Annotated in this window: 9 protein-coding genes; 4 read left to right on the top strand and 5 right to left on the bottom strand. The window is 56.7% G+C overall.

Features of this window, described 5'->3' with window-relative positions; all coding sequences use genetic code 11:
* Nucleotides 1-23 precede the first annotated feature (23 nt).
* Nucleotides 24-620, top strand: coding sequence for a hypothetical protein (locus tag Q8O73_RS16080; RefSeq protein ID WP_305559211.1), 597 nt, complete (start codon nucleotides 24-26; stop codon nucleotides 618-620).
* 17 nt (nucleotides 621-637) lie between these two features.
* Complete coding sequence (locus Q8O73_RS16075) at nucleotides 638-1,126, top strand: MarR family winged helix-turn-helix transcriptional regulator (protein ID WP_305559210.1); 489 nt, start codon at nucleotides 638-640, stop codon at nucleotides 1,124-1,126.
* 10 nt (nucleotides 1,127-1,136) lie between these two features.
* Here Q8O73_RS16075 and Q8O73_RS16070 read toward each other — a convergent pair whose 3' ends face one another.
* From Q8O73_RS16070 to xseA, 3 genes are read right to left on the bottom strand one after another with little or no spacing between them, the layout of a single operon-like run.
* On the bottom strand, nucleotides 1,137-2,678 hold the full coding sequence (locus tag Q8O73_RS16070) for a gamma-glutamyltransferase family protein (protein ID WP_305559209.1): 1,542 nt from the start codon (nucleotides 2,676-2,678) through the stop codon (nucleotides 1,137-1,139).
* Nucleotides 2,675-3,535: a M23 family metallopeptidase gene (locus Q8O73_RS16065; RefSeq protein ID WP_305559208.1), complete on the bottom strand. Its 861-nt coding sequence runs from the start codon at nucleotides 3,533-3,535 to the stop codon at nucleotides 2,675-2,677. Before Q8O73_RS16065 ends, Q8O73_RS16070 begins: the two co-directional genes overlap by 4 nt.
* A complete protein-coding gene (xseA, locus tag Q8O73_RS16060) occupies nucleotides 3,532-5,163 on the bottom strand; it encodes an exodeoxyribonuclease VII large subunit (protein WP_305559207.1) in 1,632 nt (543 codons plus the stop codon). The genes Q8O73_RS16065 and xseA overlap by 4 nt, the downstream gene beginning before the upstream one ends.
* 141 nt (nucleotides 5,164-5,304) lie before the next feature.
* Here xseA and purD point away from each other — a divergent pair, with 141 nt between their 5' ends.
* Nucleotides 5,305-6,588, top strand: coding sequence for a phosphoribosylamine--glycine ligase (purD, locus tag Q8O73_RS16055; protein WP_305559206.1), 1,284 nt, complete (start codon nucleotides 5,305-5,307; stop codon nucleotides 6,586-6,588).
* 27 nt (nucleotides 6,589-6,615) lie between these two features.
* Here purD and Q8O73_RS16050 read toward each other — a convergent pair whose 3' ends face one another.
* Nucleotides 6,616-7,953, bottom strand: a complete 1,338-nt coding sequence (locus Q8O73_RS16050; protein WP_305559205.1) for an adenylate/guanylate cyclase domain-containing protein — start codon at nucleotides 7,951-7,953, stop codon at nucleotides 6,616-6,618.
* A gap of 175 nt (nucleotides 7,954-8,128) precedes the next feature.
* On the opposite strand from Q8O73_RS16050, the gene Q8O73_RS16045 reads away from it, so the two are divergent.
* A complete protein-coding gene (locus tag Q8O73_RS16045; protein ID WP_305559204.1) occupies nucleotides 8,129-9,733 on the top strand; it encodes a glucan biosynthesis protein in 1,605 nt (534 codons plus the stop codon).
* An 88-nt stretch (nucleotides 9,734-9,821) separates the two neighbouring features.
* Here the strand turns inward: Q8O73_RS16045 and Q8O73_RS16040 are convergent, their stop codons facing one another.
* Entirely contained in the window at nucleotides 9,822-11,360 is a 1,539-nt protein-coding gene (locus Q8O73_RS16040) for a DASS family sodium-coupled anion symporter (protein ID WP_305559203.1), read from the bottom strand.
* Nucleotides 11,361-11,554: the final 194 nt, after the last annotated feature.

Genomic DNA, 11,554 nt, shown 5'->3' with positions numbered 1-11,554 from the left:
CTGGCGAAAAAGGATATCTGTCTTTGTGTCGTTCCCTTGCCATCTGCCGTTTCATCATGCTTGCCGGGCTCGTGCTGATGGCCATCGTCCCGGCAACGGGATTGGCCGCAGATTATGAAACAATCCGGGACGATGCCGGTGAATTGCGACTGAAGATTGCCGAACTGGATGCCGAATTGCGTGCCCATTTGCGCAAGGCAATGACCCGAACCAGGGGGCGCGAAATTGAGTGCAATGGCGATCTAAAATCCCTTGCCGATTGCGTCAATGCTGAAGAACCTGGTTTGCTGGACGTTGAAATCAGCATCTCCCGCCCCGACAACACGCAAAATCCGTTAAACGATCTGGCCGCGACCGAGGAACGCTATGTTCTGTATGTGACGCGCATGAACCGGACCAACGATTTGTTATCAAAGGCCGGAGCGTCGCTTTTCATGCCCGAAGAAGACGATATCACCGCCGACATGGATCGCCTGCGCCGCATGACCGTGGTGTATGTCGGGCAACAGCCGCAGCGGGACCTGCGGACCCAGCAGGCCATTATGATTGGCGGGATCGCACTGGCATTGCTGGTTATTTTTGCCATGATTTTCATCGCCACACGGGCATTGCGCCGATAATCGGGAACCGGACGGATATGGAACAACAGCCTTACTGGCAGGACGTATTGGTAACCTTGCGCCAGATCATTCGCGCCACCGACCTGCATTCCAAACGCATGATGAAGGCCTGCGGCCTGACCATTCCGCAAGTCATGGTGTTACGCGCCATTGACGGATTGTCGAATGTTACGGTGCGGCGCATTTCCGATCATGTGTCGCTTAGTCAGGCGACGGTGACCATCATCCTTAATCGCCTTGAGGAACGCGGCCTTGCCGAACGCCGCCGCAGTACAAGCGACAAACGGGTGGTCAATACGGTTCTGACCGATGCCGGGCGGACGATTCTGGCAAGTGCGCCCACCTTGTTGCACGAAGAATTCATCCGCCAGTTTGACGGCCTGCCGAATTGGGAAAAAACACAAATCCTGTCATCGCTACAACGGGTGGCCGCGATGATGGATGCCGAAAAAATTGACGCGGCCCCATTGCTTGATATTGGTGCGATTGACCGTAACGTCGAATAAACCGGAATTTTTAACCGACAATCATGTGACAGCCATTACGCCGGGAATCCCCCGCCGCACCGAACGATTTGCGGCCATCAGACACCATCGCCGCATGCACCCCACCAAAGAACATGTCGGTTTCCTGCCAGCGCTGCTGGTTTTCCATTGTCACCCGATCCAGAATTGCCTGATCAAACCCCGGTTCAATCGACAATATCCCGCCTTCGGCATGAATACGTGGGGCGGCAATCGCATCTTCAAGGGACATGCCAAACACATCCAGATTAAGCAAAACCTGCAACATGGTGGATCGAATGCGGTTCGACCCGCCCGATCCCAGCGCCACCGCCCGGCCATCGGATGCCAGATACAGCGACGGTGACATCATCGAACTCATGCGCACACCACAAGGCCAGTTATGGAAGCCTTGCGGCGACAAATCTTGTTCGCCCAACATGTTATTGAGCATAATCCCCGTACCGGGAATCATGCGGCCCGATGTGGACCCGTTGGAAACCGTTGCCGCAGCCAGATTGCCGTCATGATCGACCACCGAAATATGGGTGGTGCCATCCTGACTGAGCGGGCGTTCGCCAATCAGGCTGCGCCAGGATTCGCACACATCATCGGACAGGATTGTCGGGCTGGCCCCATATTGCTGCCGGACAATACCGGTGGCATCAAGGATTTGCGACAGACGGTCGATATGGCGCAGACTGCCAAAATCGCCAATATCCATTTCACGCGCCAGTTTCAGGCCGAACCCTACCAGAACGCCGCCCGCCGCAGGCGGCGCATTCAACACAAACCGCCCGCTCCGTCCTGCCACCAGAACCGGATCGCGGACCAAAACCCGATAGGCCGCCAGATCATCGGCCGTCAGATAGCCGCCCTGTTCGCGGCAGGCATGGACCAGTTCCTTGCCGATATCACCATGATAAAACCCGTCCGCACCCGATTGCGCCAAAACAGTGATCGTTTCGGCCAGTTGCGGCTGTTGATGCAGCACCCCTTCGGCAAGGGTTGAAAAACTGTCTTTGTCCTGTTTACCCGGCGCACCGAATGCCGCCCGGCTTTCGTCCGACAAGGCCAAAAGCGGCTGAATGATTGTCATTACATAGGCCTGGAAGGCATCAATCGTAACACCGTGCCGTGCCGCCAGAATGGCCGGTTGTGCCAGATCGAACATTGGCATCCGGCCCAGATCGCGATGAATGGCAAACATCCCCGCCACCATGCCCGGTGTTGCCACCGCACCATAACCACCGTGAAATTCCTGTGTTACCCCGCCCGAAAATGTTGCCATGCAACTGGAAAATTCCAGAACCTCTGCCGGTTTTTTGGCCAGCGGCGTTTCGGCAAAAAAATCATAAAGACGTGGCGGCTGCCCGGCCGGACGCGCCATCAAAAACCCGCCCCCACCCAGGGATGCCAGAACCGGTTCGGCCACTGTCGCCGCCCACAAGGCGGCAATCACCGCGTCAAAGGCATTGCCGCCCGCCGCCAGAATATCGGCGGCGGCCTGTGCGGTAACCGGATGTCCGGCGGCAATCGCCCCCTTGGCTGTCATTGTGTTGCCCCTGTTTGATCTGGCGCAGGTTCCGGCATGGGTGGCACCAACAACCCGGCATCGACCCGGACATCCCCGACATTGACCCGCCAGTCCAGATGCGGCCCGGTCGAACGGCCACTAGACCCGCTATGCGCAATCACATCGCCCTGCCGCACAACATCGCCCACCGTAACATCGATGCGATCCAGATGCAAAAAGGCCGACACCATGCCCAAACCATGATCGACAAACAAGGTCGCCCCGGAAAAATACATATCGGGATGGGCCAGTGTGACCACCCCGTCGGCAGGGGCCAAAACCGGCGTTCCGGTCGGCACCGCAATATCAATGCCCCAATGCGGGGCACGCGGTTCGCCATTTAAAATCCGTTGCGACCCGTAAACGCCACTGATGCGGCCCAAAGCTGGCCAGACAAACCCCGATTTGAAATATTTCTGATCGAACCTTGCCACACGCGCCTCGCGGGCCTGCCGGGCATCGTCGGCAATGCGGGCCTGCACCGCCGGGCCCGGCGTGACCATTTTGGGCGGCAGACCGTCAATGCGCTGAATATCAAATTCGCGGGTAGCAATGTCATAGCTGAACTGTTCCTGCCCGCCATTTGCCGCCCGCACGGTGATCTGCGCCGGGCCATTATAATCGCGGGCAAACCCCAAAATAAAACTGCCATCGGCAAGGGCGGTGTTGATCGCCGTCCCATCCAGCAAAATGGACGAACCCGGTTCGGCTTGCCCGAAGACAATGCCGCCCTGAATGAACTGGCCTTCAAACACCGGCTCTGCCGCCTGCGATATATTCGGCAGCAACAGCAGGACAAGACAGGCGCAGATTGATCCGAAATTTTGGCGTCTCACAACAAACTCCCCTGCCTTTGATCATCCTGCGGTCTGGCTTTTTTCTTGCGCGGAATATTCACGGGGTCCGGCGTCTTTTTTGCGCCGGTATCGCCGGACGGTGGCATATCACCCCTGCGCCCTGCCCCGGCAATGATATCCGCCCGACCATCCTGCATTTCCAGAATATAGGTCTGCTGATCAATCAGGTCACTGGTCTGGGCAATCAGGCCGCCATCGGCATCGCGCACCACGGCAAAACCGCGTTTCAGGACATTGCGATAGGAATAACTTTCCAACAGCCGGTCATAACGTTGCAAATTTTGCTGCTCCCGCTGCAACACATTTTGCACCGCCGCCTGCATCCGCAGACCAAAATCATCGATCTGGCGTTTGTCACGGGTCAGATTGCGCGTGGCATCCGCCGGGCGCAATCCGGCAGAGGCACGATCAAAACGGGATTGCTGTTTCTGCAAAACCGTGCGGATCGCGCCATTCAGACGCAACCCTGCCTGTTCCAGGCGGGCGCGTTTTTCGGCAAGTTGCTGACGCGGGCTGGTCAGGCGGGCGGCGGCTTCGTTCAAACGGGCGCGGGCCTGTTGCAGGCGGCCTTCGCTGGCGCGCGGCAGGCGTTCGGCCCAATTGTCCAACATCTGGGCGCGATCTTCCAGCAGACGGCGCGGATCGCCAAGGCCCCGGATCAAACCATCCAGCGCCAGACGTTTTTCCCCACCCAGCCTGCGCACCGCACGGGTCAGGCGCATGCCGTTTTCATCGATCTGCGTGACCAGATCCAGCCGTACCGGCACGACTTTTTCCGCCGCCCCGGTCGGTGTCGGGGCACGCAAATCGGACACAAAATCAATCAGGGTGGTATCGGTTTCATGGCCAACTGCCGAAATCACCGGAATGACCGATTCGGCAACGGCACGGGCGACGATTTCCTCGTTGAAGGCCCACAAATCTTCCAGCGACCCGCCACCGCGTGCCACAATCAACACATCGGGACGCGGAATGGCCCCATAGGGCAGCAAATCATTAAATCCGCGCACCGCCGTTGCGACCTGTTCCGCAGCACCCTGCCCCTGCACCAGAACCGGCCATAACAATACCCGGCGCGGAAACCGTTCACGCAGGCGGTGCATGATATCGCGAATCACCGCCCCGGTTGGCGAGGTGACAATCCCGATCACATCGGGCAGGAACGGGATCGGCTTTTTGCGGTCCGCCTCGAACAATCCTTCGGCGGCAAGTTTCTTTTTGCGGTCTTCAAGCAATTTCAACAACGCGCCTTCGCCCGCCACTTCCATCGTCTCGATCACGATCTGATATTTCGAGCGACCCGGAAAAGTCGTCAAACGGCCCGTCACGATGACTTCCATGCCGTCTTCGGGTGAAATGCCCAGATTTGCCGCCGCCCCGCGCCAGCAGACCCCGTCCAGAACCGCCTTGTCGTCTTTCAGGGCCAGATACAAATGCCCGCTGCTGGCACGTTTGAAACCCGATATTTCACCCCGCACCCGGACAAAGGAAAAGGCATCCTCGACGGTGCGTTTGAGCGCATCCGAAAGACCGGATACTGAAAATTCCGGTGTGTTGCCGGATTTTGGCGGCATGGGGGCAAAGGGGTCGAACAAATCTTGCGCCATCAAGTCCACTTTATGTTACAAGCCCGCCAGAAAATCCGGACTAAAAAACCGGGCCGGGGAAATCATCTTTTCCAAGCCTAGTTCATCGCATCTGGACCATCAAGGTTATCAGGCAGACTGTTTGTTATCGAAGGAGACATCATGAAGGTTTTGGTTGTTGGCGGCGGCGGACGGGAACATGCGCTGTGCTGGGCGATTGCCAAAAGCCCGCGACTGACAAAATTGTGGTGTGCGCCGGGCAATGCAGGCATTGGCGACAGCGCAGAATGCGTTGCCATATCCGATACCGATACTGACGGGCTGGTTGCCTTTGCCCGCGATCACAAAATCGATCTGGTGGTAGTCGGCCCCGAAGCACCGCTGGTGGCGGGACTGGTCGATGCGCTGGATGATGCCGGGATCAAATCCTTTGGCTGTCGCGCCGATGCGGCCCGTCTTGAGGGTTCCAAGGGATTCATGAAAGATATGGTCGCCAAATTTGGCGTACCCACTGCTGCCTATGGCCGATTTACCAACCGCGATGCCGCCCGTGATTTTGTGCAAACCCACGGTGCGCCGATTGTCGTCAAGACCGATGGTCTGGCCGCGGGCAAGGGTGTCACCATTTGCCAGACGATGGATGAAGCCTTTGCCGCCATTGATGATGCGATGCTGGATGGCAAATTTGGTGCCGCCGGGGCAGAACTGGTGATCGAAGAATTTCTGACCGGCGAAGAAGCATCGTTTTTTGCCGTGTGCGATGGCAAGAATTTCATCCCGCTGGTCGCGGCACAGGATCACAAGGCGGTGGGCGACGGTGATACCGGCCCCAATACCGGTGGCATGGGGGCCTATTCCCCCGCCCCGGTTTTTACCAAAGACGTCGAAGCCAAAGTCATGCGCGACATCATCGCCCCCACGGTTGCCGGAATGGCCGCCGAAGGTTGCCCGTTCAAGGGGGTGCTGTTTGCCGGTCTGATGATTGATGCCGATGGCAACCCGAAACTGATTGAATACAACATCCGATTTGGCGACCCGGAATGTCAGGTTCTGATGATGCGCCTGAAATCCGATGTGCTGGATATTCTGGATGGGGCCGCTACCGGTACCCTTGATCAGGTGACGCCGGAATGGCATGACGACACCGCGATGGTGGTGGTAATGGCGGCACGCGGTTATCCGGGAGCCTATCAAAAGGGCACCGTGATCAAACACGTTGCGGTCGCCAATGCGATTGACGGCGTGCGCGTCCTGCATGCCGGAACCAAAATGCAAGGCGACGACCTGACCGCAATTGGCGGACGGGTTCTGGGCGTGACGGCACGAGGGAAAACCGTGACCGAGGCGCAACAGCGCGCCTATCAGGGGGTGGATGCCATCGACTGGCCCGACGGGTTTTGCCGCCGTGATATTGGCTGGCGCGCAGTGGCGCGGGAACGGTCCTAAGATCCGCACAGCCTTATCGTTCTTGTGTTATGGCTGTGCATCCGGTGTGCGGGCAAAGGTGAACAGATCAATCGGCGCTGAAAGCCCGCGCACATCAACCTGTCCGATTTGTTTCAGCCCGTGATGGGCAATGCGGTCTGCCGTGGTCGCGGCAACCAGAATATCGGTCCCCAGTTCCTTGTTCATTCCTTCAAGCCGGGCAGCAAGGTTCACGGTATCACCATGCACGGTATAATTCTGGCGACCACCGCCCCCGACACTGCCCGCGATCACCATGCCGGTACAAATGCCAACCCTCGTCCGGATTTGTATTCCGGCAAAATCACGTTGTGCGACCAGATCGCAGATATCGCGCCCCGCACGCAAAGCGCAACCGGCATGATCGGAATCTTCGACCGGGACATTGAATGTCGCCAGAACAGCATCGCCCTGAAACTGGGTAATCACGCCATTATGGCGGGTGATGATCTGTGACACGGCATCGAAATAGGTGTTGAGAACCTCGACAATGCCTTTTGGACCGATCTTTTCGGTCAGTTTGGTGAAATCTGCCAGATCGGCGAACAAAACGGTCGCCTCACGTTCAACCGGAGCAAGTGCCCCGCGTTCCGAAATCAGAACTTCCGCCACTGCCGGCGGTACATATTGGCCGAAAATGTCGGATATGGTTCGGCGGTCCTGTTCTGCTGCGATCTGGCGGTGGACCGTGACACGTGCCCGCCACATTACCAGTGCGATCAGGATGGCAACAATCAGAAAGATAACGCTTTCCTGTATCCTGCTCCAGGCTCCTATAAAATCCGGGCTAAAGAAATAAGTCTTGAACGTTTCGGTATCCGGATTGCTGCCAATATCACCCCAGTCAAAGGTCCGGGTCATGTCGCGAATGGCATAGCCAAATGCACCAAGCCAGCCGACAACACCACAAATGCCTGCCCACAACACAAGCCCGGGTGAAAAACTGAACGCCGCAATACCAAGAATAACGAAATAGAACGGAAAAATCGGTGTTCTGAAAATCACTGCCTGGGGCAAATCAACATTTTCATAAATCGGCCGGGTGGCAATCAGTACGGAAAGAATCCCGATATCGAGTGCAATAAACAGATATTTGATCCAGTAACGATCCCGTGGGGTTCCGATGATTCGGGAATGCAGAACGCCCAAAATCGCAAAAAACGCGACCGCACCGCTATATTGAAGGGTGAGTTCCAGATTCCCCGACCGTGTCGCAATCAGCCAGCCCCCCATCAGCACCAAGGCAATTAGCCGCCCCTTGATCGCCAGTCGCAAACCGGTTTGTTCTGCCTCGGAAAAAATGGTGACCTGATCAGGTTGACCTGCAATGGCATCATACATCTTCATGCCTGTTTCCCTTCCTGACCTTGCCGTATTTTTCAATTGCGCTTGTATTTAATCAGCTTTTCGTCAAGCTGCAAAACGCAGAGATTACAGCCTTGAATTCGCCATGTTTTATCCCAAATACCCCCACACTATCGGGTAAGATAACGAACATTCCAAATTGATCGGAACCTGTTTTATGACGACTTCTGTGGAACGCAGAGATTTCCTTAAATACACCGCCGCCGGTGTTGCCGGTGCCATGCTGCCGGGTCTGTCCTTTTGGCAACAGGCCTTTGCCGCGCAAAGCGGTCTGGAACTGGGCGATGCAAAACCGTTTAATTTCCAAACCCTGATCAAACGCGCCGAGACGCTGGCTGCGGCCCCCTACGCCGCGCCCAAGGCCCCCGACCCGGAAATTCTGCAACAGATCGATTATGATGCGCATGGCAAGCTGCATTACAAACGCGATCATTCCCCCTTTGCCGATGGATCGGGCATCTATCCGGTGACGTTTTTCCATCTGGGCCGATATTTTCAGAAACCGGTGCATATGCATTTGCTTGATAAAAGCGTTGCCCGCGAGGTGATTTACAAACCCGATTATTTCGATATGCCCGAAGATGCCGTCGCCCGGAAATTGTCGGAAAATATCGGTTTTGCCGGGTTCCGTTTACACGAATCGCGCAAACGCGACGATTGGAAAACCCAGGACTGGGTGGCGTTTCTGGGTGCATCCTATTTCCGCGCTATCGGGTCGCTTAACCAGTATGGACTGTCGGCACGGGGTGTTGCCGTCAATACCGCCACCCCGACAGGCGAGGAATTCCCCGATTTTACCGAATTTTACATCGAACCGGCCCGTAACGACACCAACCCGGTAACGGTTTATGCCCTGCTGGATGGCCCCAGCATCACGGGGGCCTATCGTTTTTACCTGACGCGCGGCGAAGGGGTGACGATGGAGGTCGAAAAATTCCTGTTCCTGCGCAAGGATATTGAACGGCTGGGCGTTGCACCGCTGACCAGCATGTTCTGGTATTCCGAACAAAACCGGTCGTTCCGGTTTGACTGGCGGCCAGAAGTGCATGACAGCGACGGTTTGGCGCTTTGGACCGGTAATGGTGAACGCATCTGGCGGCAGTTGAACAACCCGGAAGTCACCCGCGCCTCGGCCTTTGGCGATACCAATCCGCGGGGCTTTGGCCTGATGCAGCGCGACCGCGATGTTGACCATTATCTTGATGGCGTGATGTATCACCGCCGCCCCGATTTGTGGGTGGAGCCACTGGGCGAATGGGGTTCCGGATCGGTACAACTGATCGAAATCCCGACCGATGATGAAATCCACGACAATATCGCCGCCTTCTGGGTCCCGTCCGAACCGGCCAAAGCCGGGCAGCGCCACCATTATCATTACCGGCTCTATTGGCAGGCCGATCATCCTTTTCCGATGACGGAACTGGCACAGACCATCGCCACCCGTCTGGGTCGGGGGGGCGAAGCCGGCAAACCGCGCCCGGAAGGGGTGACCAAATTTGTCGTCGATTTTGAAGGCGATATTCTGGGCGGCCTTGCCTATGGCGAATATCCGATTGTCGAGGTATCGGCATCACGCGGTGAATTGTCACTGATCAAGGCGGAGCCAATCCCCGACACGCGGATATGGCGGGCGATTTTTGATCTGACGGTTGATGGTGCCGATCCGGTCGATATGCGGATGTATCTGCGCCGTGAAAGCACAGGCGAACCGATGACCGAAACATGGATGTATCAGCATCTGCCGGGCCTGAAAGGCCAATAGAAGAAAGTACCTGAAAGGCCAGTAGAAGAAAGCCCGCCAGAAAAACTGAACTGGCGGGCTTTTCCTTATGTCGTGATCGTCGCAATCCTCAGATCAGGCCCAACCATTTCCAGTAGGTCGCCCCGAAAATCAGGGTCAGCACATAGGCCAGAACCGTCAGAGCCAGACCGGTGCGGATAAAATCGCGCACCATAAAGGTACCGGTGCCATGCGCCACCATGCCTTGCGGTGAATTGACCGGCAGGATAAAGCCGAAACTAACGACGAATTGCAGCAGGATCGTCATGCCAAAGGCATTGATGCCCGCCGTTTCCACCTGTTGCAACACCGACATCACAATTGGAATCATTGCCGATGCCAAGGCAGTGGCACTGGCAAAGCCCAGATGAATGATGATCAGAAACACCCCCAGCACTGCCAGAATCGTCAGCGGCCCCAAGGCCGACAGGCCGAACAGATCCACCGCGAACCGTGCGAGCCACGGTGCCGCCCCGGTCATCAGCAAGGCGGAGCCAAGACTGATCCCCACCCCGAACAGCACAATCGTGCCCCACGGAATTTGCGGGTTCGCGGCCTTCCAGTTCATCACACCGATCCCCGGCAGGAACAGCAACGCCACGGCAATCACCGTGATGGTGGAACTGTCAAAACTGTGCAAAATGCCTTCGGTTGCCCAGCAAAATACCAATGTCAGCGAAATCGCCAGCAGACGTTTTTCCGGGGCACTCATCGGCCCGATTTCCGACAGGGATTTGGTGATCGATTCCTTGCCACCTGGCAATTCATCATGTTCGGGGGGCATCATCCACATCATGATGAAATACAGCCCGACCGACATCACCAGCGAAAACGGGGCGGCGGCAATGAACCAGTCCAGCCAGGTGATATCCAGACCGAATTCACGCTGTAGAAATCCGATGGCGACCATATTCTGGGCCGCCGCCGTCTTGATACCCACATTCCAGATGCTGACGGCCTGAACCGTCGTAATGATCAACAGACCGGCAAAACGGCTTTGCTTACCCGCCCCAAAGGCAACAATGATCCCCATCATGATCGGAATCACCGCCGCCGCACGGGCCGTCGCACTGGGCACCAGAAAGGCCAGCAAAGTGGCCACGACAATACCACCAATCAACACATGGCTGGTTTTCGATCCGACACGCGACAACACATTTAACGCAATGCGCCGGTCCAGCCCGGTCAGCGTCATCGCGGCAGAAAGGAACAAGGCCGCGGCCACCAGTGTCAAGGCACGGCTGCTAAACCCGTTGATGGCAGCGGAAAGTCCCTTGGGTGTTCCCATCAGCGTTGCCGGATCGGCCACATCAGGTGACAGGCCAAGCAACACCGCCATCAGGGCGGCAATTACCACCGCGCTGATCGCATAATCAAGCGCCTCGGTGATCCATATCACCACAGCAAAAACAAAAATTGCCAACATGCGCTGCCCGGCCAGCGGAAGACCTTCCGGAGTTGGCAGCGCCATGATGGCAAAAAGGGAAATGATTGCAATTAGCAGGCCCGGTTTGAACGGCCCGGATTTTTTCGGCGCGGTAGACAAATCCGTCCCGCGCGGAGGGGCATCATTGGTCATTTGGGTCACCATCATACGCCGACAGGGCATGGTGCCGTCCTGTCTGGTCTTGGCTTGATCTTATAAGTGCCACCAGCCCTGATGGGCGGTGATCGCAAGGCAACCTTACCTTGCAAGATCAAGCCGTTATATGATCTGGCGCAAAAACGGCAAACTAAAGTCTATCGTTCCGACGGATGATAAAACGACCATGTCGATTCTATTTTTTATCGACATTGCCGTCA

Origin of the sequence: Thalassospira sp. (genome assembly GCF_030690045.1) — a bacterium.
Lineage (GTDB): Bacteria > Pseudomonadota > Alphaproteobacteria > Rhodospirillales > Thalassospiraceae > Thalassospira.
The sequence above is the reverse complement of the archived record's forward strand: the minus strand, read 5'-3'. Positions and strand labels throughout refer to the sequence as shown.

Bases quoted from the DNA above. Each gene is read 5' to 3' on its own strand.
- Q8O73_RS16075 (WP_305559210.1), top strand. From the start codon at position 638: ATGGAACAACAGCCTTACTGGCAGGACGTATTGGTAACCTTGCGCCAG.
- Q8O73_RS16070 (WP_305559209.1), bottom strand. From the start codon at position 2,678: ATGACAGCCAAGGGGGCGATTGCCGCCGGACATCCGGTTACCGCACAG.
- Q8O73_RS16040 (WP_305559203.1), bottom strand. From the start codon at position 11,360: ATGCCCTGTCGGCGTATGATGGTGACCCAAATGACCAATGATGCCCCT.
- xseA (WP_305559207.1), bottom strand. From the start codon at position 5,163: ATGGCGCAAGATTTGTTCGACCCCTTTGCCCCCATGCCGCCAAAATCC.
- Q8O73_RS16045 (WP_305559204.1), top strand. From the start codon at position 8,129: ATGACGACTTCTGTGGAACGCAGAGATTTCCTTAAATACACCGCCGCC.
- Q8O73_RS16050 (WP_305559205.1), bottom strand. From the start codon at position 7,953: ATGAAGATGTATGATGCCATTGCAGGTCAACCTGATCAGGTCACCATT.
- purD (WP_305559206.1), top strand. From the start codon at position 5,305: ATGAAGGTTTTGGTTGTTGGCGGCGGCGGACGGGAACATGCGCTGTGC.